Below are 26,552 nucleotides of genomic sequence, written 5' to 3'. Positions count from 1 at the left end.
AAATTAGGTTTAAAAATAAAAAACTAAGAAAATAAATTATATAGACTATAGTTGATTATAAGGTTGTAAATCATGTACTAGTCGGTCAACGTTATGTAAATTTACAATCCAACCATCTTGGTAATAATCGCATAGTGGTCTTCGAACATCATGGTGGCATCAAGCTCTGCCAGCGGTAACCAAAAGGCTTTGGCTGCGTCATCGCCACCTTTTACTTTTGGTAGACCTTTTGGATCATTTTTAAGCTGAAAATAAAATGCTTGGGTAATCGTACGACCACGTGCCGAGCGATAGGGATCATCAAAGGTATGCTGACTGTGACAAGAGCCACGCAATACTGGCTCAGGAACTTTGAGACGCGTTTCTTCACGCAGCTCACGAATACAAGCATCAAATAAGGTCTCTTTCGGATTTAAGAACCCACCCGGGAGTGCCCACAGTCCACGCCCTGGCATGCTGCGGCGCTCTACCAACAGGATATGTCCAGACTGTACAATCAAAGCATCAGCCGTCATAAATGTAGGTGGATAGGGGGCTGATTCCCACTGTCTTTTATACTTATCGATGAAATCGGCTTCTTCATGCAGTTGATGATAATCGTCAGTTTTTTTGAAGTCATTCAGTACTTTACGAGTTGATTCAGGTGTGCGCTCAGGTGTCGGCGTGGCCCCCATCAGGTAGCTATCGCGAATCGGCGTGGCTGATAAGTTGTGATAATTGGGCACCGAGACTGAGTCCCAGTTGGGGAATAGCGATAAGTAATATGATGAGCTGTCTTTTGAGTGACCAATCAACCCAATATCGCTCTGCAAGTCACCAGTGACAGATTTGACGCCTGCCTGCACATATTGTAGCCAGCGGGTGTCGTTGTAGAGTGCATCATCTAGACCAACGCAGTGAATACGTGCCGCTTCCTCTGCTGAGTAGGCGTCTTTAATCATGGCAGCACGCTCAGCGACGCTGAATGGATTGCGTAAGCTGCGTGGCAGGTTGGCTGAGCCAATGAGCATAATCACATCATCCGAGCGCTTTAATGCTTCGTCGATGACGGCTTTATGTCCACGATGGAAAGGCTGAAAACGCCCAATGAAAACCAAATAACGATAGTGTTTACTGCTTTTCTGATCAGGGGTTTGTGTGTCTGAACTTTGCTCTGATAATTCACTCATAGAGGCCAATTTCCTACGACTTATATTTCATTGGTAAAAAATTAATAATGCCAATACTGACACAGCTGATGACTCGCTGACAAGTGGAAAGATGTTTGGGATAGTATAACGGTCAATGATGATGTGAATCATGATGTGACGAGTCCAGATAAATACACCCATAATTTTAAGTAGAATGCTGTTCAATCCAACCGGTCACCGTTGGCCAGATCTCTTTGGCAGCGTTACAGCTAATCATAATGCGGCTGTGAGTATAGTCGTCTAAATCACCATGGCTGAGCGCGTATTCACAAAAGACATTGGTAGGATTCTTAAAGTTACCAGCTTGAGTGCCATATCACAAAATTTTTGGCTACATCTCTATACGGACAGCAGCCACGGTTTTAGGGTTTAACATGTTTTCAAGATTTACCCAAACGGCGTGATAGCCAAATCCACCAGCGACCATCTCTTGCTTAGCGTGTTCAATAGACCACTCTTGCTCAATGATTCTATACATAGCGATAATCAGTCCCGTACGGTCAGCACCATGATAGCAGTGTACCAGTACGCTCTTATTTTGTGCCTGTAAATCTTTTATCGTATTTAAGGCTTTAGCTATTTCTTTTGGAGTAACATACCACGATTTAAGAGGTTGATTATATAAGTCTAAGGACGTCTCATTAACAATATCAGTTAGTAGTTTTTCATCATCATTTCGATCAAAAAATCGTAAATTAAGGATAGCGTCAATACGATTGGCTTTAAGTAGAGGGATATCAGCTGCACGTAACTGCTCACTTCGAAACAGTAGCTTATCAACTTGATATAAATTGGTCGCCTTATTAATCAAGACTGCATTTTGCGGTAAGGATGGGGGAGCCGTAAGTTGAGTAGTAGCAGTTGACTGGCAGCCGATCATCAGACTGGCTAGACTCATAGAGCCTGCGACTAATATTGACTTGTAACGCTGTTGCCAGCGATGGTTATGGTCTATGGTACCTTTGTTCGACCTAGTGCTCAAAAGCTGGTTAATAAGCATAATTCTCATACCCTTAGTTTTGATTGGTTATCATTCTACCGCTACAGACTATTGGATAGCCATTATCAGCCATAATAGTTTCAAGCCTTGCAGTTGTTGTACATAATAAAGCGCTCATTATAGTAAGTGGCTAAGTGGCTAAGTGGCTAAGTGGCTAAGTGGCTAAGTAACTAAGTAACTAAGTAACTAAGTAACTAAGTAACTATCGAGTATGACGCTCAATCCAATCGGTCACCGTTGGCCAAATCTCTTTTGCAGCGTTACGACTAATCATGATACGGCTGTGAGTATAGTCGTCTAAATCACCGTGACTGAGCGCGTACTCGCGAAAGACATTGGCAGGATTTTTAAAATCATCAAAGAGCATCTGACAGCCATGGGTAGGGGAGATAAAGCTGTCCCCTCTGGCACTGATGGCGTATACAGGTATCGTAATATTCGGCATCTGTTGTCGATAGTCTAAAAGCTCGTCAGCGACGCCATTTGTATCAGTGCTAGCTTGATTAAATGTACTTTGCTTGATAAAGCTGCTTTTAAAGTTCCTTCGTAGGTTCCAGTCGTACCATTGACTCATCGTATGGTAGCTTTCGTCACAAGCGCCCATCTTCAATTTTCTGGCAGGGATAAAGCCCAGCAGTCGTGTGATTATCTTGGCTGCAATAATTTTCGCATGGCTAATTGGCTTTGATGCTGCACCATAGGCTTGGCAAGCAAACATGCTGATGCTGTTTATTTTGTCGATATAGCGTGGGTTTTGAATTAAAAACATAATCAAACCAATACCACCGCCACTATGAGTAATACAATGCAAATTCTCAATTTTTAATTCCTCAAAAAAATAGCGGAAAGTTGCTTCATAGTCATAAGTAGCAACCGTCTCGAAATTGAATTTTTCTTTTGGCATTGAGCTGTCACCATGACCGCGCCACTCCATGATGTAGCAGTGATGCCCAAGGGCAGCCAGATACTCAGCAATTTTTAAGCAAGTTTGTTTGTCCGAAAAGGTACCGTGCGTCAAAAATATATTTTGAGATTTTATAATAGGTAAGCTGTTTTCTAATGTGTTGGTTATCATACCGTCTTCTATAGTATCAACTACTTTCCAAACGGCAATCTTCTCATCATCTTTGGTAGTTATTAGGTGCAACGTCCGTGTCATCATAAAAATTATCCTATCCGAAAAATACGTAATATTTATACATGGCCATCAAAGCTACCATGCTCATAAAGCCAGTGCACAAAGTTATTCAAACTATCAATACTACGTCAAATATAAATGACTTGCTCAAACGAGATGTGAACGGTATCGCATAGCGAAAATGCTGAGTATGCTTGATAAATGGTATAGCTGTCTTTATATAGAGAATAGCTTAATATAGAGAGTAACTTGGCAGCCAACACAACTATTAGGCATGTTTGTTTTTCATTGTTTAAATATTGAGTTACTTTGCCAGTAGGTAGCATCATTAAAAAAATCAATGACAACCATTTACAGCGCCCACCGTTCAATTCACAGTAGCGTGGTCGGAATTAATGCTTGATTCAGGTATAATGAGTGCTATAGACGAATTAAACTTTATACTCATGGCGGGTAGCGTCATACAATAATAAATCTCAAATATTGCTAGCCTGCATGTTTTATACAAGCCGTAAAAATTTTAAACATTCAAATTCACGACACAGTAGCCATAATAGATATAGCGTTTGTGTCATAACGCATAGGAAACATTATGAGTGAGCATGACCAAGTTGATAGCCCAGTAGCGCCATCAGCAGACTATGAATCAGCGCTAGATACTGATCAGACTGAAGCAAAAAGTAATATTACTATTACTGAGTCAGCCCAAGGGTACTTAGCGGATTTGTTATCTAAGCAAGATACAGACGGTATCGGCGTACGTATTTTCGTCGAGCATCCAGGTACGCCACGTGCAGAGTGCTGTATGGCCTATAACCAACCGGGCGAAGAAGATAGCGCTGATTTGCGTTTTACGTATGACAGCTTCTCTGCATTTATCGAAGCGGCTTCAGTTCCTTATCTAGAAGATGCCGTTATCGATTACAATAAAGACCGTTTCGGTGGTCAGCTGACTTTCCGCGCGCCAAACTCTAAAGTACCTAAAGTGGGTGCTGATGCCAGTGTAGAAGAGCGCATCAACTACGTATTACAGTCGGAGATTAATCCCGGTCTGGCCGCCCATGGTGGTGACGTGCAGTTGCTTGAGCTGATTGATGAAGAAGGTGTTGGCCTTACAGCGGTATTGAAATTCGGTGGTGGTTGCCAAGGGTGCTCAGCAGTCGACATGACCTTGCGTCAAGGCGTTGAAGTACAGCTCAAGCAGCAAATACCAGAGTTGACCCAAGTCATTGATGAGACGGATCATACCCGTACTGAAAACGCTTATTACAAATAAAAGTCTAGCTGGAAGTTGCAGACTTAAGTAATAGCGAAAAGTTATTTTAATTAAAAAGCCAAGTTTTGATGAACTTGGCTTTTTTTATTGCTATGATTTGGTAGAGTGTTTTTTAGCTGAATTTTCAGTGGTAGATTGTTGATTAATAATTTGTTGATTAGTCATTTATTGATTAATAACTTTTATCGAAATAAAGGAATATATAATGAGTGATGGACAAGCAGACAAGCAAGCAGCCCAAAAATCAGAGACCCCTCAGCGTCTTGAGACCTTAGCGATCCATGCGGGCTATAGTGTTGAGCCAACGACCAAAGCGGTCGCAGTACCTATCTATCATACCAGCTCGTATGCCTTTGATAATACTCAGCATGGCGCAGACCTATTTGATTTAAAGGTCGCAGGTAATATTTATACCCGCATTATGAACCCAACCAATGCCGTTCTAGAAGAGCGCGTCGCAGCGCTTGAAGGTGGTATCGGTGCGCTTGCTGTGGCATCTGGTATGGCTGCCATCACGTATGCGATTCAGACCATCTGTGAAGCGGGTGATAATATCGTTGCTGTGTCGACCTTGTATGGTGGTACTTACAATTTATTTGCTCATGCTTTACCACGTCAAGGCATCGAAGTACGCTTTTTTGACCACAAAAACCCTGAAGCGATTCGTGATTTAATCGATGATAAGACGAAGATGGTCTTTGCAGAAAGTATCGGTAACCCATTGGGTAATATCGTAGATATTCAGGCATTAAGTGATATTGCTCACGAATATGGCGTGCCAGTTGTAATTGATAGTACGGTTGCAACGCCTGCGCTATGTCGTCCGTTTGAGTTTGGTGCAGATATTGTCATTCATTCATTGACCAAGTATATGAGCGGTACGGGGACGTCGATTGGTGGTGCGATTGTCGATAGCGGTAAGTTCGCATGGGGTGATTATCCTGAGCGTTTTCCATTATTAAACACACCAGATCATAGTTATCACGGCGTGAACTTTGTCAAAGACGTGGGCGCAGCGGCATTTATCGCTCGTGCTCGTGTGGCACCGCTGCGTAATACTGGCGCGGCACTTAGCCCATTGAATGCTTTTAGTATTTTACAAGGCTTGCAGACACTGGGTTTACGTATGGAGCGCCATGTACAGAATGCTCAAGCCGTTGCGGAATATCTACGTGACCATGATAAAGTTGCTTGGGTGAAATATGCGGGTTTACCGGATCATCCTGAGCATGAGCTTGCTAAGAAGTACATGAAAGGCACACCATCTGCTATTTTGACCTTTGGGGTTAAAGGTGGTTTGGAGGCTGGTGCACGCTTTATCGATGCGCTGCAACTGATTACTCGCTTGGTCAATATCGGTGATGCCAAATCACTAGCTTGTCATCCAGCGACGACCACCCATCGCCAGTTGAATGAGCAAGAACTTGCTAATGCTGGTGTGAGTACTGATATGGTACGACTGTCGATTGGTATCGAACACATTGAAGATATCAAAGCAGACTTAGAGCAGGCACTAGCTTCAGCTTAATACTAGAAGACTCTCATTGAACTGAATAACTTGCTTATTGAGTGACAAAAAAAGCCCATATCAAATCGATATGGGCTTTTTTTATTAACATCAAAAAGGTCTATTTATATCACGCTGATAAGATACGCTGAGCGATATCTTTATAGTCTTGCGAGGCAAGGCGCGGCCCAAACTGTTGGATAATTTGTGCCGATACTTCGCTGGCAAGTCGACCACACTCTGGCAGACTATATTGCTGCGATAATGCATATAAGAAAGCACCAGCATAGTTATCACCTGCACCATTGGTATCAATGACATTGGCAACTACTGGTGTAGCAACTTCATAAACCTCAATGTCTGAATCGTCATCAGATTTATGGGCGATAATAGCACCATTGGCACCATTGGCACCATCGGTTACTACTGCAGTTTGGCAATATTCAAGTAAGGCACGTGCGGCGGCTTTAACTTGTTTTTTGTCCGTAAACAATTTAGCTTCTTCACTGTTGCAAAATATAACGGCAACTTTATTACCAAGCATATTAAGCAAGCCATCTTTCGCAAACTGCACCACCGCAGGATCAGCAAAGCTCACCGCAATTTTTGCATTATGAATACCGGCTTGTTGGCGTAACTGAGTCATCGCTGGTTGGATGCTCTCAGACATCGCTAGATAACCTTCTAGATATAGCCAGTCTGCTTGCGTCAATGCATCAAAATCAACATTATCAGCGACAATCTCACTTGAGGTGCCAAGATAAGTCTGCATGGTACGCTCACCATCTTCGGTGACGGCAACCACACATGAACCGGTCACACCGCCTGTGTGGATAGACTTGTCTGAGGTAGCCACGCCTGCTTCGTGCAAGTCTCTGAGGTAAAAGGCTCCTTGATCATCGTCACCGACGCGGCACGCATAAAAAGGCTTACCACCTAGACTGGCAAAGGCATACATCGCATTGGCAGCTGAGCCACCACCCGCTTGTTTTGACGGGTCAATGTTAGCAAGTTTGAAATATGCGAGTAATTGTTGTTGCTCCTCGATACCAGCTAGCGTCATATGACCTTTGGTCAGTTCTGTCTCATCTAATGCTGCATCAGACAGCACATATTCGTGATCAACCAACGCATTCCCTATCGCCATTACATCGTACATTACTTACTTCTCCTCAATTAAGTGATAAACGCACATTTTTATATTTAAAAGCTATTCAGCCTGTAGTTCAAGTAGGCGTTGATATAGCGCATTCTTTTTGACGCCTGTGATATCAGCGCCCAATGCCGCAGCTTTTTTGACCGATAAGTCTTCTAGCAATCTTTGCAATAATTTGTCATGGATACTGATGTCGTCTGAATCCTGAGCCACATTCACACCAGCGACTACTACAACTATTTCACCGCGCTGTTGATTGTCATCTGCTTTGACAAACTCAACCAAATCGCCAAGTGTACTCTTACGTACCGTCTCAAAGGTTTTGGTTAATTCACGGCAAAACGCGACTTCGCGATCTGCACCAAATATCGTTGCCATATCTTCTAAGCTGGCGATAATACGGTGCGGTGCTTCGTAAAATATCAGGGTTTCGGTACGAGCGATTAATGCGCTCAGTTGTTTTTGACGACCATGAGTTTTGGCTGGCAAAAATCCAATAAAGCTAAAGCGATCTGACGGCAATCCTGCAACTGAAAGCGCGCCAATAGCAGCAGAGGCACCAACGATAGGTGACACGGCGACGCCAGCAGCATGTGCTGCTTGTACCAATTGATAGCCAGGGTCACTGACTAGTGGCGTGCCAGCATCACTAATCAAAGCAACCGAATGACCTTGCTCAATCATTTCAATAATTTTCGGTGTTTGAATCGCGCTATTATGCTCATGATACGCCCACAGCTTATTGTGGCCTTTTTGTTTTGAAGTGGTTTCCGTATCGTCTGCAGCACTGTTTTCATTATGATGAGGCGTTGATGCTTTTGCATCGTCAGTTTTGCTGCCTTTGGTATCAATACCAAAATGTGACAGTAGCTTACCTGAGGTACGGGTGTCTTCACAGGCAATGATGGCGACTTGCTTTAGGACATCAATTGCATGCGGCGTCATATCGCTCATATTGCCAATCGGCGTGGCAACGATATATAGACAAGCTGGCATCGCGGTAGGGCTAGACATGAAAACCTCGGAGTATTAAAAGCGGGAATTAAAATATAATGTGGCGAGCTGACTGACAAAACTGGTTAAAAATAGAACTTAAGCAAAGCATAAAAAACCATACCAGCATCCGCACGCGAAAGTGGCTAGTTTAGCATGATGTGCTATGATAATTCTGAAATGTTAACCAGACCAATCGACATCATGGCGAACCATAAACCTTTAACCCTTACTTCACCAAAACAGCGCCAAGGTAGTCTGTTTGAGCAGCACGCATGTGAGTTTTTACAGGCGCAAGGATTAAGGTTAGTTGCACAAAATTGGCAGCAGCCGAAAGTAGGTGAGCTGGATTTAGTCATGATGGAAACAGGGCGGGCATGGTCAACGTTGGTATTCATCGAAGTTCGTCAGCGCAAGCAGTCAGGATTTGGCGATGCTGCCATTAGTATTACAGCGAGTAAGCAACGCAAAGTTATCAAGGCCGCGCGCTATTTTTTGCAACAGAATCCTGAATATAGCGATTATGAATGTCGGTTTGATGTGATTGCTTATAATACGGCTAGCAGTGTGAGCAAAAAAAACCAACATATAGATACTCAACCAGAATGGTTTCAGGGTGCCTTTATAGCACAAGCATGGTGACAATATAGGTGACCAGTACGGGCTAAACAGCACATAGAATTTGGTATCCAGCTATCGTTACCAAAAACCTAACCGCCTTCAGCAAAAATTCAGTAAAGTAGCTATGTTATAAGTAGCTGTATTACAAGTTATTATAAGCAGCTATGTTAGAGCGTGTCATCAATTAGCGCATTAATACATTTAGTGGTCTTAAAATGGCTAAATTTTGCTAAACATCGTTAGGAATTTTGCCAATATGTACATATTCACGGCAATTTCTTCCTTGTTTATCTACAATTTTTCTCATTTTAAGCCTCACAATCTAATTGATGACACGTCCTAAAAGCCGCTAGATCGAAATTGTTCAATCCATTAAATTTATATAATCGTCACAATCATGTCCTAAGAGGTAAATCATGACACGGATGCATCTGCGCACTGCTATTTTCGGCTCATCAAGCCGCACAGCGATTGGCATGATATTGCTGTCGAGTATCGCTGTTACTGGCTGTACGACCAACTATCTGACCAATAGCACAGAAGGCACGTATGGTGTGCCAATGACAGAGCGCACTATTCCGCAGCGTCTGCTTGATCGTAGTATCGAACACACTGCCAAAATCAATGTCTATGGTCTACAAGAAAACCTGCAACAAACCAGCCGTATGGGCATTGATAGCTTCAACAGTGAGGTGTTATTGACCGGTGAAGTGCCAACTGAAGCCATCAAAACAGAGATAGAAAAAGTCGTCAGCTCTATGCCTGATGTGCGCCGCGTTTATAACGAATTGAATGTCAGTGCCTCAAAAGGTTATAGCTCTACCGTGCAAGACGGTTATATCACTTCAAAATTGCTGGCAAAAGTGGCCGCTAGTAACGGTGTTAGTTCTTCACAGGTTAAGGCAGTGAGCGATAACGGCGTGGTCTATATTATGGGACGTATGACACCTACTCAACAGAGTAACCTCATTGATATTGCCAACACGACGGTCGGTGTGACAGAGCTGGTGCTACTGACGACAGTCGTGGATGATCGAGGGGTAAAGATAAACGACGACGACATTATGACTGATAATAACTTGGGCAATGCTGATTCAACACCAGTCGTTGAAGGTGCCGCTGCTACTAATAATTTTAGTCCTAGCAACTCTGCAGGAAACAATACAGCCACTACCGCAACGCCAGTTATAGTGACAGAAGAGGGTACAACAGGTGAACAGCCATCCTCTAGTCCTTATATTGATCTGTATAAAGATCAGTAGGAAAGCCAAAGTTGATAAAGCAGTCATTATTTATAAACCCGATAGATAAGTGATGGCTGTTAAGTGATTGGATTTTAATGACAAGAAGACTAAACAGTACTAACAGGAAAAACACGATAAATCCTTAGCGAGCCAGTAATATATAGACAGTCAGCAATAGAACAGCCAACCAAATAATAAATGGTACTTTCAATAAATAATGGTAATTTTAGTGAATGATATTTTATAAAGTGGCTGTGGTAATGCTCATCATTGTTTATAAATATAATAGGAATACTGGTAAATGAAGGATTTAGAGAAACGCGCACAGCAGAGCGCAAACAATCATAGCAATACATCTAATGAACAAGCCTCTAATAGCAAAGCGTCTTATAAAAAGCCACGCACGCTAAAACTCACCGGAGCAGGATTCACAGCAGTACTAGCAATAGGGGGTATCGCGCTAGCGTCACATAGTGCGCAAGCTGTATCACCGCTGGCTATCGTCAATAGCATTACATCGAGTGGTGGCGTTGGCGTTAGTAAAGACATCCTCTACGGTGATGAGCCTTCACAAGATTTAGATATCTATTACCCGAAGCCTTTGGCAAAAGCCATGAAAGCCCAAACTGCGATCACTGATACTTATCCTATGGTCGTGTTTGTCTATGGTGGATCATGGGAAAACGGTACCAAAGAAGAATATGCTTTCGTGGGTAAGAGTCTGGCACGCGCAGGCTACGTGACCGCGGTTATTAACTATCGAAAAGCACCCGAACATCCATATCCTGATTATGTAGAAGACACGGCAAAAGCGATTGCATGGAGCTATAACAATGCCAAAAGCTTGCATGCAGATCCTCAGCGCATGGCCGTTATGGGACAATCAGCTGGCGCGTTTAATGCAGTTGCCGCAGTCTCTAACGAAGATTTCTTAGCACCTTACGGCATTAAACCAAGTGATATCAAAGCAGTTGTTGGTATTGCAGGCCCTTATAGCTATGACTTTAGAAAGTTTGATAGTGCTACTGCTTTTCCTACCGATGCTACTCCTGACCAAGTCATGCCTGATAGACAGTTAAAGGGCGAGCAGCCGCCTTATCTATTATTGACCGCTGAAAATGATAAGATTGTCTATGACACCAATACGGTCAATATGACAAAAGCGCTAAAAGATTATGGTGCTAGGGTAGAAGTCAGTGAAATAGAAGGTGCCAGCCATGCCACCAGTATCGGCGCGATGGCACCACCATTACGTTGGTTAAACGATGTGCGCTCGCAAGTGCTGACATATCTAGATAAAGAGCTGAAGTAGTTTCAAGTACTGATTACTAAGTCATGGCTGCTTTCATTGCTATGTAGGTATTATCTATATAGTTCAGATTTTCTTATGCACAGACAGTGCTGTAAGATGTTCAAACTCTTGTTATAATACCTGCATTCAAAATAAAACCCTTTTTTACCGCTATTAACAGGATATTCTATGAGCATGAACGCTGACGATTTGATTGCCTTTTTACAAACACACTTCCCAGATGCTTTTATTCAAGCTGCCAACCAAGGTAATAAGTTTGATGTACGTGTGGTTGATGCCAGTTTTGAGGGCAAGCGTGCCGTTCAACGTCAACAAGCGATTTATGCATTGGTCAATGATAAGATTGCGAGTGGCGATATTCATGCGCTCAATATTCAAGCATTAACGCCTGCCGAATGGGATATCCAGTCAAAAGGCTAAACTGTTATATATATGATTGAACATTTTAAACTGACCGTTTAGGTGGTTGGTTATAAGTTTAATTTTCACCATTTTTTACACTCATCGCTAGGTTGTCACCTCTATGGATCAATTTTTAATCACTGGTAGTAGTCGTATCGCAGGGGAAGTTACTATCTCAGGCGCCAAAAATGCCGCGTTGCCGTTACTTGCGGCTATGATATTAGCCGAGACTCCAACGACATTACACAATGTGCCATCGCTACAAGATGTGCGCACATTGATTGAATTGATCGGCGGCATGGGCATCAAAATCCAAAAACAGGGCGATACTGTTACGTGCGATACCAAAGATATCGATAATTTTTATGCACCGTATGATTTGGTCAAAACCATGCGTGCGTCGATATTAGTGCTTGGGCCATTGCTGGCGCGTTTTGGCGAAGCAGAAGTGTCATTGCCAGGTGGTTGTGCCATTGGTTCACGCCCTGTTGATCAGCATCTAAAAGCTTTTGAAGCGATGGGTGCTACGATTAGCGTCGAGAATGGTTATGTCATAGCACAGGCACCAAAAGGTGGCAGGCTAATAGGCTGTAACTTCTCATTTGACATGATTACCGTAGGCGGTACTGAAAACGTAATCATGGCAGCAGCACTTGCTAAAGGCACGACTGTTTTAGGTAACTGTGCATTAGAGCCAGAAGTGGTTGATTTGGCCAATATGCTGGTCGCGATGGGCGCTAAAATAAGCGGTATCGGTACATCAGTCATGACCATCGAAGGTGTTGAACGCTTGCATGGTTGTGAGTATTCAGTTGTACCAGATCGTATTGAGACAGGTTCTTACCTTGCCGGCGCGTTGATGACTCGCGGTGATGTATTGACCAAAAATACATCTGCACTATTATTAACGCCAGTGTTAGAAAAGTTTGAAGCCATGGGCGCCGTGATTACCACTGGTGATGATTGGATTCGTGCGCAGATGATGGGTCGTCCAAAGGCTGTTGATATTCGCACCCAGCCACATCCAGGTTTTCCGACTGATATGCAGGCGCAATTGATGGCAATTAGCTGTCTTGCGGATGGCACGAGTACTTTTATCGAAAATATCTTTGAAAATCGCTATATGCATGTCCCTGAGCTTAATCGCTTAGGCGCCTCTATTCAGGTCGATGGTCATACCGCTGTAGTAAAAGGTGTTGAGAAATTCACTGCTGCACCAGTAATGGCGACTGATTTGCGTGCTTCTATGTCATTGGTCATGGCGGCGGCGACTGCTGAAGGCGAAAGCCTGATCGATCGTATTTACCATATTGACCGTGGCTACGAAGACGTTGAAAACAAATTGCGCGCGCTAGGTGTGAATATCGAACGTACTAATACCAACGATTAATATTAACTGGCCTATCCAGCACCAATTCGTCCACTACGGATGTAATTGGTGTTATCACGAAAAGCTTAGTAATATACAACTAAAAGCCCCTTTTAATGGGGCTGTCAACTGTACATGGATACGATGTCATTATGACTGAAGCAACCAAAGCCTTACCAATCAGCGGTGTATTAAACGAAGTAAATGATGAGTTTTCAGGCTTAACATTGGCGTTATCAAAAGGCCGTATTCTAGAAGAAACCATGCCACTGCTACGCGCAGCTGGCGTTGAGCTATTAGAAGACCCTGAGGCCTCGCGCAAACTTATTTTCCCAACCTCAAATCCCAATGTACGTGTATTGATTTTGCGTGCCAGCGATGTGCCGACCTATGTAGAACACGGTGCAGCTGATTTTGGTGTGGCAGGTAAAGATGTTTTGCTTGAGCATGGTGCCAATCATGTTTATGAGTTGTTGGATTTGCAAATTGCTCAATGTAAGCTGATGACTGCTGGCGTAAAAGATGCGCCATTGCCAAATCGTCGCCTACGTATCGCGACCAAATACGTCAACGTGGCACGTGCCTACTTTGCTAGCCAAGGTCAGCAAGTCGATGTTATTAAGCTATATGGCTCGATGGAACTTGCCCCATTGGTCGGTCTAGGCGATTTGATTGTGGATGTGGTCGATACTGGCAATACCTTACGTGCGAATGGGCTTGAAGCTCGTGATCACATTTGTGATGTCTCCTCTCGTCTTATCGTTAATCAAGTCAGCTATAAGCGTAAATTCGCGCTACTTGAGCCGATTTTAGATAGCTTTAAAAACAGTATTGCTAGTGCATCGTAAGTCACTGGCAATCATTGGTAATATAAAGCATGGTTATGCAAATTTTTAAACCAGTTTAGTGCTCTATGATAGATATAGCGTGCTAAACTGGTTTTTTCATCTTTGCTTGTCAGAGAATAAAAGCTCAGTATAATCTGATGTATAAGGCATCAAATTATTGTTAATATTCAATACACGCTACCATTACATTATTAATTTCAGCCATAGGATTAGGTCATGCGCCAACTAAGTACTCAAGATGCCGATTTTGACAGTCAATTAACAGAGCTGCTTGCTTTTGAAACCGTTAATGATGCCGACTTGTTGAAGACCGTTGATGACATCATCGCGCAAGTACGCCATGAGGGCGATAGTGTGGTGCTAGCCTTGACTCAGCAATTTGATCAGCATCCAGCGACGACGATGCAAGAGCTAGAGCTATCCAAAGAATCACTTGCTGAGGCATTTGCCAACCTTGATGAGACCGTCAAGACTGCATTGACGACAGCGGCCACACGCGTACAGACATTTCATGAGCGCCAAGTACAAGAGACATGGCAATATGAAGATGAGCTAGGCAATCGTCTCGGTCAAAAAGTCACACCGCTTGATCGTGTGGGTATCTATGTCCCTGGTGGTCTGGCCTCTTATCCATCGTCAGTATTGATGAACGCCATTCCTGCCAAAGTAGCAGGCGTCGCCGAAGTCATTATGGTAGTGCCAGCACCCAAAGGTGTACTAAACCCATTGGTATTGGCAGCAGCGCATTTGGCACAGGTTGATCGTGTCTTTACTATTGGTGGTGCACAAGCTGTGGCCGCATTGGCCTATGGCACCGCGACGATTCCAGCAGTGGATAAAATTACGGGGCCGGGCAATAAGTATGTGGCGGCTGCCAAGCGTGCAGTATTCGGTCAAGTCGGCATCGATATGATTGCAGGCCCCTCTGAAGTATTGGTTTATGCAGAAGGTGAAGCGCAAGACCGTGCAGATTGGTTAGCGATGGATTTATTGTCACAAGCTGAGCATGACCGTATTGCCCAAGCTATTTTTGTGACGACCAGTGAAGATCAGTTAGCTGAAGTTGCGGCTGAGATCGAAAAAGCATTGGCAGAATTACCAAAAGCTGATATCGCTCGTGATTCATTGCAAAACCGTGGCGCGCTTATCTTAGTTAAAGACCGTCAAGAGGGCATTGCAGTGATCAATCGGGTGGCACCTGAGCATTTAGAGTTGTCAGTAGACAATCCTGATGAACTGCTCAATGATATTCGTCACGCTGGTGCAATCTTTATGGGTCGTCATACGCCTGAAGCGATTGGTGACTACTGTGCAGGTCCTAACCATGTATTGCCAACTTCAGGCACGGCACGCTTTTCTTCACCGCTGGGTGTCTATGACTTCCAAAAGAAATCATCTATTATCTATTGTAGTGAAGCGGGCAGTAAACCATTGGCCGAAACGGCAGATATTTTAGCGCAGCGTGAGGACTTAGATGCCCATGCGCGCTCTGCTCGTTATCGTTATCAGTAATATTTTTTGAATACTGTAAAATTTAATTTTGTCATGGATTTTGACATCTTTTTTAATAATTTTTGTGGCTAATAGTAGGATAACTTATGAGTGAATTAAAGATAGACACGAGACTTTGGTCATCTAAAGCACGCAATTTGTCACCTTATACACCAGGTGAGCAGCCGCAACACGACAATTTATGCAAATTAAACACCAATGAAAACCCATTTCCACCGTCTCCAAAAGTAGGAGAAGCTATCGCTAAAGTGTTGGAACGTCAAGCGGATGATTTGCGCTTGTACCCAGCACCTGAGTCTGATGAGTTGCGTAGTGCATTAGCAGGGTTACACAACCTCGATGTCAATCAAGTATTCGTCGGTAATGGCTCAGATGAAGTATTGGCATTAGTGTTTGCTAGCTTTTTCTTAAAAGAGCGCCCTGTTTTAGCACCTGATATTAGCTATAGTTTCTATCCGGTATATGCGCACACCTTTGGTATCGAACTGGTACAAATCGCCTTAGAGGCTGACTTCAGTCTCAGCCCAGATGCGTATCGTCAGCCTTGTAGCGGTATCATTATTGCCAATCCTAATGCACCAACTGGATTGCTACTATCGCTTGCAGATATCAGTAAGTTGGCTAGTGAGCACTCTAATTCAGTGATTGTGATTGATGAAGCTTATATTGACTTTGCTCAGATAGAGGCGGGTAGCTCAGATACTACCGTCTCAGCGATAAGCCTAATCAATGAGCATGATAATATTCTTGTGACGCAGACTTTTTCAAAGTCTCGCTCGCTCGCTGGATTGCGTGTCGGTATGGCCTTCGGTAACGCATCATTAATCGAAGCATTGACCCGTATGAAAAATAGCTTTAATAGCTATCCATTAGACAAGTTAGCGCAAGCGGGTGCGACTGCCAGTGTTTTAGATGTTGAATATTTTGAGCAAACGCGTCAGCAGGTTATTGACCTGCGTGAGTCACTCACAGCGGATCTAGTAGCCTTGGATTATAAAGTGCTGCCGTCACATGCCAACTTTGTATTTGTGCGTCCAAAAGAGGGCAATGCGAGTGCTGTGGCCAGTGCGTTACGTGAGCAAGGCATTATCGTTCGTCATTTTGATAAGCCGCGCATCAATGAGTACTTGCGTATTACTGTCGGTACAGTAGAGCAAAATGAGCGTTTGATAAACGCATTAACTACGCTGCGAGCGAGGAGCATATAGATGAAAAATCTGAATATGATTCGTAATCGACCATTGATTTGTACTATTGATCACGTTTTCACTGAGCTGGAATGTGAAAAACTCATTAAAAAAAGTGAAGTTCAGCAGTATGAACAAGCACAAATTACGGTCGGCAACGATCAGTTTCGAACAGATACGAGTGTCCGAAATAATGACCGTATCATATTTGATGATGCTGACTTAGCAAAAGAACTCTTTGACCAAGTAGCGTGTTATTTGCCAAAAACATGGGATGAGGGTTTATGGGAGTTGTCGGGGCTGAATGAGCGTTTTCGTTATTATCGTTATGGCGAAGGCCAAACGTTCAAACCACACTTTGATGGTGCTTATGAGCAAGATGAATTTCATAAGAGCTTCTTAACGCTATTGTTTTATTTGAATGACGACTTCGAAGGTGGCGAGACGAAATTTTATCAATGGCAAGGTGGTTGGTATAATAACGATACGCCGACTTATATTATTACACCGAAAAAGGGTCAAGCATTATTGTTTGCACATCAACAGTTTCATGAAGGTGCACCAGTGATATCAGGTGTTAAGTATGTACTACGAACAGATGTCATGTACCGAGCAATATGTCTCTAACAGATGCCTTGAAAGCATTACAAATGGATGTTGACGTTACTGCTGATTAACGAATCGTCCCTGTTATATAAATACTGATTAAAAAAAGCCTGCCAACATTGTGTTGAGCAGGCTCTATTTTTATGTACTTCTCTGACTATAATCTTATTTGCTCAGATTCTTTTGGGCGAGTACTGACAGTAGATTGCCTACTTTATCTAAACATTCTTGGTATTCAGCATCGCAATCAGACGCAACTGTAATACCACCTCCAGCCCATAAACTGACATGTTTTTCTCTATTCAAATCATTATTTGATGAAGCGCTAGCCTGTAGCGTACGAATCAGTACATTCCATTGACCACTACCATCAAAATTCATATAACCCATAGTGCCGCAATAGGCACCACGTGGTGCAGTTTCTAGTTCAGATATAATCTCAACGGCACGTTTTTTTGGTGTGCCAGTGATGGATCCTGCGGGCAAACTGCCAAACAATACTGCCAACGGATGGGTATTTTCTTGGAGCTCAGCAGTGATGGTGCTGACCATATGATGTACATTGCTAAAGCTTTCTATTGCAAATAGCTGTGGTACTTTTACGCTACCAGTTTTGGCATATTTGCCCAAATCGTTACGCAATAAATCGACAATCATCACATTTTCAGCACGATCCTTTTCACTATCGCTTAGTTGGTTTTTATAGCGGTTATCTTGTTCACTCGTTGCACCACGCGGCATCGTACCTTTAATAGGTTTAGTGATGATGTGATGTTTACCAGTGTTAGTATCTTTTTTGAAGGTAAAAAACAGTTCAGGTGAGCAGCTTAATAATTCAAACGGATTCATGGGTATATCAGGAGTGATTGTACTGTCATGCATGCTATTAACTGACAGATATCCTGCAAAGGGCGCCTGCGTATTACGATATAGCATAGGCAAATAATCAATCAGATTGGATATTGATTGGGTATTGCTTGTTTTATGAGAGAGACGACCGCGCCATTCTTGCGTTAGATTGATTTGATAGCAGTCACCTTGTTTCAGATAGTCTTGGGTGCGATCAAATGCTTGTTGATAATCATGCTTGTGCCATCGTGCTTGTAGTATTAAAGGAGCAGGTGTTGATGACTCAAGGTGTTTTTGACTCAGGCATGTGTCAGACAACGTTTTATCTAGTCTGTCTAGATATGAGATAAGCGCTATGACAGCTTTATCGCTCAACTCATCATCAATAGTTTTATCTGAGCTGTTAGCCGTTGTATTGACGGTTAACTGCCAACCAGTTCTGCTGTTTTCTTTAGGTGACAGATAAATATCGTAATGACCCAATACCGCACAAGGCTGTGCTGCCAGTTCAATATTGGCAGCTGGACTTAGCTCATGAGCCGCAATGTCATAACCGATAAACCCTATTAAGCCATGATGATAATTAGGATTTTCATGGATATCAGTTGTCGATGTTTCGTCATAACCATCAATGTCATAATCTTGACTATAAGTCGTTAAGCTGTTTTGCCATTCCGCATAGCTCATATAGGCCGTCGTAATGACATTACTATTATCAGCATTGTTGGTCGTTTCAATATCACGGCATTGTCGAATAACTTTATAAGTAGCCAATGGCGTATCAGGTAATTGATTATCAGCAGTATTAAAATAGACAGACCAGCTCACCTTAGGAAGTAAGCCGATTACGGGCCGTCCATTGTTATTCAGCCAAACAAGCTGCCAATTTGCTTTAGCATCTTGTGCTAACAGATAACGCTGTAGGTGCGGCATTAATTCTGCGGCAGGTAGCTCACCAAAACGCCAGCTAGGATTAGTAGCTGGCGATAGGGCAGAATCTGTCTGCTCAGTAGTCTTATGATTTTTTGCGTGCATCGGTTACGCGTCGAACTTTTTGATGATTAGCGTTGCGTTCGTACCACCAAAGCCAAAGCTGTTACTCATAAGTGTCTCAAGCTTCGTTTCACGCATTTGGGCGACGATATCAAAGCCTTCAGCAGCAGGGTCTAATTCTTCGATATTGATACTTGGTGCGATAAAGCCTTCTTGTAGCATTAGTAAGCAGTAGATTAATTCTTGTGCGCCAACTGCACCTAAGCTATGACCAGTCATAGATTTGGTTGAGCTGATAGCAGGAACTTTACTGACATCACCACCGAACACTTTAGCAATTGCTTTAAGCTCAGTGATGTCACCTAAAGGCGTACTGGTACCATGAGTATTGATGTAGTCGACGCTGTCTAATCCAGCCTCAGCTAATGCTTGCTGCATACAGCGTACAGCACCTTCACCGCTTGGCGCAACCATTTCAGCACCATCAGAACTAGCACCATAACCGACGATTTCCGCTAGGATATTGGCACCGCGCGCTTGTGCATGCTCTAAACTTTCTACGACTACCATCGCGCCACCCGCTGCAATCACAAAACCATCACGGTCTTTGTCATACGCGCGCGAGGATTGTTTAGGCGTGTCATTATATTGAGTACTCATCGCACCCATTGCATCAAACATGCATGATTGAGTCCAATGCTCAGCTTCACTACCACCTGCTAGGACGACATCGGCTTTGCCTAGTTGAATAAGCTCAGCAGCATGACCGATACAATGTGTTGAAGTCGCACAAGCAGAGGAGATAGAGTAGGAGATACCGTGGATTTTTAGACCTGTTGCGAGCGCTGCTGATACTGAGCTGCCCATAGTCTTAGGTACTGCCATTGCGCCGACACCGCGTAGACCTTTCTCACGCATGGCATCGACAGCAGCGACTACATTTTCTGTTGAAGCGCCGCCAGAGCTGGCAACCACACCGACACGTGGGTTTTGGCTGATGACATCAAGCGACAATCCAGATTGTTTGATGGCATCTAACGCACTAACATAAGCATAGAGACTGGCATCACTAAAAAACCTTTTAAGCTTACGGTCGATAGCAGACGTATCCAGTACTGATTTATCAATACTACCACTTACCTGTGACTTAAACTCATGCTCAGCATAAGAGTCATTGAACGTAATACCAGACTGTCCTTGCTTAAGAGCAGCAGTAACAGTGGCTAAATCATGTCCGATACAAGAGACAATCCCTGCTCCAGTGATAACAACGCGGCGCATATTCTATTCCTTATAAATAACGATTTTTTGATAATTACTGTTAATAAATTATTGCTAATAACCGTTTTTAATATCTACTTCTATTATTTGATCTCAAACGTACCACTCTCTTATAACCACAATGTGTCAAAATAGTGTGTTAAAGAATATGTTAAAGAAAGAGTATTTTTGACTATCAAATGCTTCTGTTGCAGCTATAATTGCTGTCATAATTAAATGATGTATGGTCTACATATACTGTCTAGATGTACTGTATAAAGGGTATTTTATAAATCCGAGTACAACTGTACTGTGAATTATGGCATATGATAACGTATCAAGCGTCCAAAATCTTTGTACAAGTGCAAAATAACGACAAAATAGCGCTTAAGGTTAAAGGTTATCCAAAAACTAAATACATAAAAGGTAGTATGAATAGGGCAGTCGTCGATACATCGACCAGAGACATATGAGGCTGTGCTTGAATATAACTGAACAAATAAACTTTAACATAGCATCAACTATCGATTAAGTTATACTTTTAGATACAAAGTTTGTAATGGCGATAACATTGTTCGCACTGACACTGAATATAGTCATTCGATAAGATAGCATATCAATTATAAGTAAAAATCTATTATTATAAAATCAATCACCACATTAAGGACATCACGATGGCAAAGCGTAGCATTCTTTCTAAAAGCATTAAAACAGTTGGCTCTCTGACCCGTAATAATCTAGAGCGCGTAGGTGCAATCATTGACGGTGTCAACGCCAAGACAAGCAAGCCGCGTCAATACAAATCGGTCAATTTGGGCGACGAAGATTATCAGCAAGACTTGTTTCGTGAGCAAACACTTAAAGCAACTCAGCAATTGCTAGGGCCACGTTTTGCTACTTATGGCAAATATGCTAAAAAAGTAGTACCAAACAGTTTTTTTCAGACAACCGTTGATGGTGCTTTTGCACAAATAGCAAAGCTCGCGTCTAACTGGAGTCAGATTGATTTACCTAGTGAGCATCGTTTTGCCAATATCGCTAGTTTAGATGATGAAGAGCGTTATGCATTGGCCACGGATATCGCCAATCAAAACCGCGCACTTGCGACAATAGGTGGTTTGACAGGATTGGCGGGTCTGCCAGGATTGTTAGCTGATACGTTGTGGTTGTTACTAGTATCATTACGTACCGTTTATCAATTAGCTGCTGTCTATAACAAACCACTGACAGGCAGCCAAGGTATCAAGATGGCTTATGAATTGCTATCAAATGCAGACCTAAGCAAGATGCAAGAAAAACAAGCATTGCTTGCTGGTATCGGTATCGGTAAAGGTTTACTTGATAATGCGCAAAACAGTGGTTTACATAACGAGCTAAAAAACCTAGGCCTAAAAAACAAAAACGTTAATTTCTATGCAGAACAGATTGATAATGTTGCCAGTCAGGTTGGCATTGATTTGGATCAAATCAACTTATCGTGGGTACGCCGTTTCTTACCGGCCACAGCGGTCGTCATTGGTATGCACTATAACAGCCAGTTAATTGATGAAGTAATCGGCGTGGCTCAAGCGACTTTCGCACCAGAAGCCAAGCTGGCAAATCGTGCAATTACGGATGATAGCAGTAGCGAAGCAAAAGTAGATAAAGCGGCTAGGAGCGATGAGCAAGAAAGTACTGATAACCATACGAAAGATAGCAATACTGAAAATAAAGATGGCACAGATGAGAAAGATGAATCATCTGGTAGCTCGTCAAGCGCCGCAAAAGATAAGTCTGCTGATAAGCAGAGTAAATAAAGACAATTCAAACATCTCTATTTTTTAGTTTTCTACATAAGGCTGCGCTTATAAGTCATTATAGGCCAATCGCTAACTATTAATATTGGTGGTATTATCTTTTGACTCTTGAAAATTTAGATAATATCGCCATTTACTTACCATAGATGTCTATTTATCACTAAACATCTTATTCAGACCACATGTGATATTGTTTTTATGCCACGTTTAGTGACTTATTTTCTAGTTGGCTTTTAATTAAAGGTAGCTAAGTGGGTACAGCAACAGGCTGAATGCATATCTATCAAATGTTGTAAAGTACAATCACTCATAAGTGGTTGAAATAGCAGCAACAACTCTTTATAATACACTGTCCTAAAAATGGGTGCTCCGAAAATCTGTCATTAACGTCAGATGGATGGTGCATTACCCCATTTTTTTGTTTTATACCAAACGGGAGAAGGATGCCTCATGGCAACAACTAACCAATTGATTCGTAAAGGTCGCAAAACCATCAAGGAAAAGTCAAAAGTTCCTGCGTTGGAAGCGTGCCCACAGCGTCGCGGCGTATGCACTCGTGTATATACTACGACTCCTAAAAAACCTAACTCAGCCATGCGTAAAGTATGTCGTGTACGTTTGACTTCAGGCTATGAAGTATCAAGCTACATCGGCGGCGAAGGTCATAACCTACAAGAGCACAGTGTTGTTCTTATCCGTGGTGGTCGTGTAAAAGATCTACCAGGTGTACGTTATCACACTGTTCGTGGTGCATTGGATTGCGCAGGCGTTAAAGACCGTAAGCAAGGTCGTTCTAAATATGGTGCTAAGAAGCCTAAAGTTTAATAACTAATCGTTATTAGATAAGCTTTTTATACCAAACATTAACTGTGCATGGGTCTGGTGTTGACAGTATTATTAAATTAGTGATTCACTGTTAAAACATACCGCCGTGCAGTAAGGCTGACTGACAACTCGATATAACGCCACCTGATTAATAACTGGTGCGAGATTGTGAATGTCAGACACTCCTGAAGACAAGGAAATTTATTATGCCAAGACGTCGCGTCGTTGCTACCCGTGAGATCCTACCGGATCCTAAGTTTGGTAGCCAAACTGTTGCAAAATTCATCAACCATGTAATGAGTCATGGTAAAAAATCTACTGCTGAGCGTATCGTTTACGGTGCACTTGAAACAGTAAGCGAAAAACGTAAAATCGAAGATCCAGTATCTTTCTTCGAAGACGTTTTAGAAAATGTACGCCCAATGGTAGAAGTAAAAGCTCGCCGTGTTGGTGGTGCAACCTACCAAGTACCAATGGAAGTACGCCCCTCCCGTCGTACTGCATTGGCTATGCGTTGGATAGCTGAAGCTGCTGCTAAGCGTTCTGAGAAATCAATGGCACTGCGTTTAGCAGGCGAATTGAATGATGCTGCTGATGGCAAAGGCGCTGCTATGAAAAAGCGTGACGAAGTTCACCGCATGGCAGATGCTAACAAAGCATTCTCTCATTACCGCTTCTAAGCTACTGTTTACTAGTAGCTTTAGACTGGTTGGCTAAAGTTAACCAGTCTTACACTGTTATTTATTCTATTGATTGCCGCCATCATTTATTTAGTTGCCAATAGTCAAAAGCTATTTACAATTAAGTTGGCGGACATCTATCAAGATGCTTCTCTAAAAAGACACTATTTAACTATTAACTAGGTTTAACGAGAGAGTATCCCAAATTTGATACCACACTATTCTTAGTATTTGCTCTTTTTTTGTCCGTATTAGGCTTAATAATCAGTAAGTAATATTACGAAGTTGATTGCTTTGTCATGAAGCTGACCGCTTTGTCATAGAGTATGAGGTAGTGACACAATACATTATTATATACACGACTTTTCCTAGGAAAACACTATGGCTCGTAAAACTCCCCTAAAACGCTATCGCAATATTGGTATCTCAGCGCACATCGATGCTGGTAAGACAACCACTACCGAACGTGTTTTATTCTATACCGGTGTTAGCCACAAAATTGGCGAAGTACATGATGGCGCAGCCACCATGGACTGGATGGAGCAAGAACAAGAGCGTGGTATTACTATCACCTCAGCAGCAACTACTTGCTTTTGGTCAGGTATGGCAAAACAGTTTGATGAACATCGTATCAATATCATTGACACCCCAGGTCACGTTGACTTCACGATCGAAGTTGAACGTTCTATGCGTGTACTTGATGGCGCTTGCATGGTTTACTGTGCAGTAGGCGGCGTTCAGCCACAGTCTGAGACTGTTTGGCGTCAGGCTAACAAATATAAAGTTCCACGTCTTGCATTCGTAAACAAAATGGATCGCGTTGGTGCTGATTTCTATCGTGTTATCGAGCAGATCAAAACTCGCTTAGGCGGCAAGCCAGTACCATTGGTTATCCCAATTGGTAAAGAAGAAGATTTTGAAGGTGTTATCGATCTAGTAACCATGAAAGCTATTTATTGGGACGAAGCGTCTCAAGGCATGGAATACGACGAGCGCGATATTCCAACTGAACTACAAGACAAAGCCGCAGAATATCGCGAGTATCTAGTAGAAAGTGCTGCTGAAGCAAACGAAGAGCTCATGAATGAGTATCTAGAAAACGGTGAATTGACTGTAGATCAAATTAACAGCGCTATCCGTGATTTGACTATTGACAACCAAATCATCCCATTGCTTTGTGGTACTGCCTTTAAGAACAAAGGTGTACAGAAGATGTTGGATGCGGTTATTCAGTATCTTCCAGCACCAATGGATGTACCTGCTATCCGCGGTATCCTTGATGACAAAGATGAGTCAGAAGGCTTCCGTGAAGCATCTGATGATGTACCGTTCTCAGCACTAGCATTCAAAATCATGAATGACAAATTCGTTGGTAACTTAACCTTCGTTCGTGTTTATTCAGGTGTTTTGACTCAAGGTAGCAGCGTTTATAACCCAGTTAAAATGAAGCGTGAGCGCGTTGGCCGTATCGTACAGATGATGGCTAACTCTCAAGAAGAGTTACAAGAAATCCGTACTGGTGATATCGCTGCATTGGTTGGTATGAAAGACGTAACAACTGGTGATACGCTATGTGATGAGCAAAATGTTATCACGCTTGAGCGCATGGAATTCCCAGATCCAGTTATCAGCCTAGCGGTTGAACCTAAGACTAAAGCTGACCAAGAAAGAATGTCAATCGCTTTAGGTCGTTTGGCTAAAGAAGATCCATCGTTCCGTGTACACACTGACGAAGAATCTGGTCAGACAATCATCAGTGGTATGGGTGAGCTGCATTTAGAAATTCTTGTTGACCGTATGAAGCGTGAATTCAACGTTGAAGCTAACATCGGTGCACCACAGGTTGCTTATCGTGAAACGATTCGTAACACTGTTGAACAAGAAGGCAAATTCGTACGTCAAACAGGTGGTCGTGGTAAGTTCGGTCATGTTTGGTTACGTCTTGAGCCACTTGATCCAGCTGGCGATACTGAGTATGAATTCGCTGAAGAAGTTGTTGGTGGTACTGTACCAAAAGAATTCCATGGTGCCGTTGATAAAGGTATCCAAGAGCGCATGAAAAACGGCGTACTTGCTGGTTACCCAGTAGTTGGCGTAAAAGCGACTTTGTATGATGGTTCTTATCATGATGTCGATTCTGATGAATTGTCATTCAAGATGGCTGGTTCTATGGCCTTCAGAAAAGGTTTCATGGCAGCTGACCCAGCACTACTTGAGCCAGTAATGAAAGTAGAAGTTGAAACGCCTGAAGATTATATGGGCGACATCATGGGCGATCTTAGCCGTCGTCGTGGTTTAGTACAGGGTATGGAAGACTTACCTGGCGGTACTAAACAGATTCGTGCTGAAGTACCATTAGCGGAAATGTTTGGTTATGCCACACAAATGCGCTCAATGTCACAAGGCCGTGCTACTTATTCAATGGAATTCCAAAAGTACGCTGAGATTCCAAAATCAGTTGCTGCTGAAATCATCTCTAAGTTCAACAATAAAGATGATGACGAGTAAGTAAAAATTTATTAAAGACGGCAATATAGCTAATATCATTATATCGTCATCGAAAAATACGCCAATAACTTGTTAAAAGACTTGTTATTGGCTGTTATTTTCTTATAATATCTGCACATTAGTATGTGTGATTTTTTAACAATTATCTTAATGAGGTCAAGATTGCCTTAGTTGTCGTATTTATACGAGCCAAGCATTTGATCCCAAAAAAAGAGGAAATACCCATGGCAAAGGCCAAGTTTGAACGTCTAAAACCGCATGTCAACGTTGGTACCATCGG

22 protein-coding genes are annotated in these 26,552 nt (G+C 42.6%); 15 read left to right on the top strand and 7 right to left on the bottom strand.

Going from position 1 to position 26,552, the window contains the following annotated elements:
• Positions 1-101: 101 nt before the first annotated feature.
• From AAEY75_RS13170 to AAEY75_RS13160, 3 genes are all read right to left on the bottom strand, one after another.
• Positions 102-1,169 carry a bifunctional nicotinamide-nucleotide adenylyltransferase/Nudix hydroxylase gene (locus AAEY75_RS13170; RefSeq protein ID WP_197102480.1) on the bottom strand — a complete coding sequence of 356 codons (1,068 nt, stop codon included), beginning with the start codon at positions 1,167-1,169 and terminating at the stop codon, positions 102-104.
• Positions 1,170-1,521: 352 nt separating this feature from the next.
• Entirely contained in the window at positions 1,522-2,190 is a 669-nt protein-coding gene (locus tag AAEY75_RS13165; protein WP_352259797.1) for a dual specificity protein phosphatase family protein, read from the bottom strand.
• A gap of 202 nt (positions 2,191-2,392) precedes the next feature.
• The gene (locus tag AAEY75_RS13160) at positions 2,393-3,352 is read right to left on the bottom strand and encodes an alpha/beta fold hydrolase (protein WP_352259796.1); all 960 of its coding nucleotides are present in this window, start codon (positions 3,350-3,352) and stop codon (positions 2,393-2,395) included.
• A gap of 568 nt (positions 3,353-3,920) precedes the next feature.
• On the opposite strand from AAEY75_RS13160, the gene nfuA reads away from it, so the two are divergent.
• Together nfuA and AAEY75_RS13150 are read left to right on the top strand one after the other, a co-directional pair.
• A complete protein-coding gene (gene nfuA / locus AAEY75_RS13155) occupies positions 3,921-4,604 on the top strand; it encodes a Fe-S biogenesis protein NfuA (protein WP_110924191.1) in 684 nt (227 codons plus the stop codon).
• A 205-nt stretch (positions 4,605-4,809) separates the two neighbouring features.
• Positions 4,810-6,132, top strand: coding sequence for an O-acetylhomoserine aminocarboxypropyltransferase/cysteine synthase family protein (locus tag AAEY75_RS13150; protein ID WP_197102478.1), 1,323 nt, complete (start codon positions 4,810-4,812; stop codon positions 6,130-6,132).
• A gap of 109 nt (positions 6,133-6,241) precedes the next feature.
• Here the strand turns inward: AAEY75_RS13150 and AAEY75_RS13145 are convergent, their stop codons facing one another.
• Entirely contained in the window at positions 6,242-7,270 is a 1,029-nt protein-coding gene (locus AAEY75_RS13145) for an adenosine kinase (RefSeq protein ID WP_352259795.1), read from the bottom strand.
• A 51-nt stretch (positions 7,271-7,321) separates the two neighbouring features.
• Positions 7,322-8,281 (bottom strand): 16S rRNA (cytidine(1402)-2'-O)-methyltransferase, encoded by a 960-nt coding sequence (rsmI, locus tag AAEY75_RS13140; RefSeq protein WP_352259794.1) that lies wholly within the window; start codon positions 8,279-8,281, stop codon positions 7,322-7,324.
• Positions 8,282-8,416: 135 nt separating this feature from the next.
• Between rsmI and AAEY75_RS13135 the strand changes: the two genes are divergently transcribed.
• The 9 genes from AAEY75_RS13135 (at position 8,417) to AAEY75_RS13095 (ending at position 17,382) form a co-directional block, all read left to right on the top strand.
• Positions 8,417-8,902: a YraN family protein gene (locus AAEY75_RS13135; protein ID WP_352259793.1), complete on the top strand. Its 486-nt coding sequence runs from the start codon at positions 8,417-8,419 to the stop codon at positions 8,900-8,902.
• Between the two features lie 395 nt (positions 8,903-9,297).
• Positions 9,298-10,143 (top strand): BON domain-containing protein, encoded by an 846-nt coding sequence (locus AAEY75_RS13130; protein WP_352259792.1) that lies wholly within the window; start codon positions 9,298-9,300, stop codon positions 10,141-10,143.
• 283 nt (positions 10,144-10,426) lie between these two features.
• Positions 10,427-11,437 (top strand): alpha/beta hydrolase, encoded by a 1,011-nt coding sequence (locus AAEY75_RS13125; protein WP_352259791.1) that lies wholly within the window; start codon positions 10,427-10,429, stop codon positions 11,435-11,437.
• 168 nt (positions 11,438-11,605) lie between these two features.
• Entirely contained in the window at positions 11,606-11,857 is a 252-nt protein-coding gene (locus AAEY75_RS13120; RefSeq protein WP_110924198.1) for a BolA family protein, read from the top strand.
• Positions 11,858-11,960: 103 nt separating this feature from the next.
• Positions 11,961-13,229 carry a UDP-N-acetylglucosamine 1-carboxyvinyltransferase gene (gene murA / locus AAEY75_RS13115; protein WP_201549937.1) on the top strand — a complete coding sequence of 423 codons (1,269 nt, stop codon included), beginning with the start codon at positions 11,961-11,963 and terminating at the stop codon, positions 13,227-13,229.
• Positions 13,230-13,360: 131 nt separating this feature from the next.
• On the top strand, positions 13,361-14,056 hold the full coding sequence (gene hisG, locus AAEY75_RS13110) for an ATP phosphoribosyltransferase (protein WP_194198264.1): 696 nt from the start codon (positions 13,361-13,363) through the stop codon (positions 14,054-14,056).
• A gap of 216 nt (positions 14,057-14,272) precedes the next feature.
• Positions 14,273-15,568 (top strand): histidinol dehydrogenase, encoded by a 1,296-nt coding sequence (hisD, locus tag AAEY75_RS13105; RefSeq protein WP_352259790.1) that lies wholly within the window; start codon positions 14,273-14,275, stop codon positions 15,566-15,568.
• Positions 15,569-15,654: 86 nt separating this feature from the next.
• On the top strand, positions 15,655-16,776 hold the full coding sequence (hisC, locus tag AAEY75_RS13100) for a histidinol-phosphate transaminase (protein WP_352259789.1): 1,122 nt from the start codon (positions 15,655-15,657) through the stop codon (positions 16,774-16,776).
• Positions 16,777-17,382 (top strand): prolyl hydroxylase family protein, encoded by a 606-nt coding sequence (locus AAEY75_RS13095; RefSeq protein ID WP_352259788.1) that lies wholly within the window; start codon positions 16,777-16,779, stop codon positions 17,380-17,382.
• Between the two features lie 144 nt (positions 17,383-17,526).
• On the opposite strand, the gene AAEY75_RS13090 is transcribed toward AAEY75_RS13095, so the two are convergent.
• Entirely contained in the window at positions 17,527-19,245 is a 1,719-nt protein-coding gene (locus AAEY75_RS13090; RefSeq protein ID WP_352259787.1) for an anthranilate synthase component I family protein, read from the bottom strand.
• 3 nt (positions 19,246-19,248) lie between these two features.
• Positions 19,249-20,484 carry a beta-ketoacyl-ACP synthase II gene (locus tag AAEY75_RS13085; RefSeq protein WP_352259786.1) on the bottom strand — a complete coding sequence of 412 codons (1,236 nt, stop codon included), beginning with the start codon at positions 20,482-20,484 and terminating at the stop codon, positions 19,249-19,251.
• A 653-nt stretch (positions 20,485-21,137) separates the two neighbouring features.
• Here AAEY75_RS13085 and AAEY75_RS13080 point away from each other — a divergent pair.
• From AAEY75_RS13080 to fusA, 4 genes are all read left to right on the top strand, one after another.
• Entirely contained in the window at positions 21,138-22,259 is a 1,122-nt protein-coding gene (locus AAEY75_RS13080; protein WP_352259785.1) for an EcsC family protein, read from the top strand.
• 450 nt (positions 22,260-22,709) lie between these two features.
• On the top strand, positions 22,710-23,084 hold the full coding sequence (gene rpsL / locus AAEY75_RS13075) for a 30S ribosomal protein S12 (protein ID WP_011281154.1): 375 nt from the start codon (positions 22,710-22,712) through the stop codon (positions 23,082-23,084).
• A gap of 206 nt (positions 23,085-23,290) precedes the next feature.
• On the top strand, positions 23,291-23,764 hold the full coding sequence (rpsG, locus tag AAEY75_RS13070) for a 30S ribosomal protein S7 (RefSeq protein WP_110924207.1): 474 nt from the start codon (positions 23,291-23,293) through the stop codon (positions 23,762-23,764).
• A gap of 381 nt (positions 23,765-24,145) precedes the next feature.
• Positions 24,146-26,272: an elongation factor G gene (fusA, locus tag AAEY75_RS13065; RefSeq protein WP_194198271.1), complete on the top strand. Its 2,127-nt coding sequence runs from the start codon at positions 24,146-24,148 to the stop codon at positions 26,270-26,272.
• The last annotated feature ends 280 nt before the right edge of the window (positions 26,273-26,552 follow it).

Origin of the sequence: Psychrobacter sp. TB55-MNA-CIBAN-0194, from assembly GCF_040309505.1 — a bacterium.
Classification (GTDB): Bacteria; Pseudomonadota; Gammaproteobacteria; order Pseudomonadales; family Moraxellaceae; genus Psychrobacter; species Psychrobacter fozii.
The sequence above is the reverse complement of the archived record's forward strand: the minus strand, read 5'-3'. Positions and strand labels throughout refer to the sequence as shown.

Excerpts from the sequence above, each read along its gene's own strand:
- AAEY75_RS13170 (WP_197102480.1), bottom strand. The coding sequence starts at position 1,169 with ATGAGTGAATTATCAGAGCAAAGTTCAGACACACAAACCCCTGATCAG.
- AAEY75_RS13165 (WP_352259797.1), bottom strand. The coding sequence starts at position 2,190 with ATGCTTATTAACCAGCTTTTGAGCACTAGGTCGAACAAAGGTACCATA.
- AAEY75_RS13160 (WP_352259796.1), bottom strand. The coding sequence starts at position 3,352 with ATGATGACACGGACGTTGCACCTAATAACTACCAAAGATGATGAGAAG.
- nfuA (WP_110924191.1), top strand. The coding sequence starts at position 3,921 with ATGAGTGAGCATGACCAAGTTGATAGCCCAGTAGCGCCATCAGCAGAC.
- AAEY75_RS13150 (WP_197102478.1), top strand. The coding sequence starts at position 4,810 with ATGAGTGATGGACAAGCAGACAAGCAAGCAGCCCAAAAATCAGAGACC.
- AAEY75_RS13145 (WP_352259795.1), bottom strand. The coding sequence starts at position 7,270 with ATGTACGATGTAATGGCGATAGGGAATGCGTTGGTTGATCACGAATAT.
- rsmI (WP_352259794.1), bottom strand. The coding sequence starts at position 8,281 with ATGTCTAGCCCTACCGCGATGCCAGCTTGTCTATATATCGTTGCCACG.
- AAEY75_RS13135 (WP_352259793.1), top strand. The coding sequence starts at position 8,417 with ATGATGTGCTATGATAATTCTGAAATGTTAACCAGACCAATCGACATC.
- AAEY75_RS13130 (WP_352259792.1), top strand. The coding sequence starts at position 9,298 with ATGACACGGATGCATCTGCGCACTGCTATTTTCGGCTCATCAAGCCGC.
- AAEY75_RS13125 (WP_352259791.1), top strand. The coding sequence starts at position 10,427 with ATGAAGGATTTAGAGAAACGCGCACAGCAGAGCGCAAACAATCATAGC.
- AAEY75_RS13120 (WP_110924198.1), top strand. The coding sequence starts at position 11,606 with ATGAGCATGAACGCTGACGATTTGATTGCCTTTTTACAAACACACTTC.
- murA (WP_201549937.1), top strand. The coding sequence starts at position 11,961 with ATGGATCAATTTTTAATCACTGGTAGTAGTCGTATCGCAGGGGAAGTT.
- hisG (WP_194198264.1), top strand. The coding sequence starts at position 13,361 with ATGACTGAAGCAACCAAAGCCTTACCAATCAGCGGTGTATTAAACGAA.
- hisD (WP_352259790.1), top strand. The coding sequence starts at position 14,273 with ATGCGCCAACTAAGTACTCAAGATGCCGATTTTGACAGTCAATTAACA.
- hisC (WP_352259789.1), top strand. The coding sequence starts at position 15,655 with ATGAGTGAATTAAAGATAGACACGAGACTTTGGTCATCTAAAGCACGC.
- AAEY75_RS13095 (WP_352259788.1), top strand. The coding sequence starts at position 16,777 with ATGAAAAATCTGAATATGATTCGTAATCGACCATTGATTTGTACTATT.
- AAEY75_RS13090 (WP_352259787.1), bottom strand. The coding sequence starts at position 19,245 with ATGCACGCAAAAAATCATAAGACTACTGAGCAGACAGATTCTGCCCTA.
- AAEY75_RS13085 (WP_352259786.1), bottom strand. The coding sequence starts at position 20,484 with ATGCGCCGCGTTGTTATCACTGGAGCAGGGATTGTCTCTTGTATCGGA.
- AAEY75_RS13080 (WP_352259785.1), top strand. The coding sequence starts at position 21,138 with ATGGCAAAGCGTAGCATTCTTTCTAAAAGCATTAAAACAGTTGGCTCT.
- rpsL (WP_011281154.1), top strand. The coding sequence starts at position 22,710 with ATGGCAACAACTAACCAATTGATTCGTAAAGGTCGCAAAACCATCAAG.
- rpsG (WP_110924207.1), top strand. The coding sequence starts at position 23,291 with ATGCCAAGACGTCGCGTCGTTGCTACCCGTGAGATCCTACCGGATCCT.
- fusA (WP_194198271.1), top strand. The coding sequence starts at position 24,146 with ATGGCTCGTAAAACTCCCCTAAAACGCTATCGCAATATTGGTATCTCA.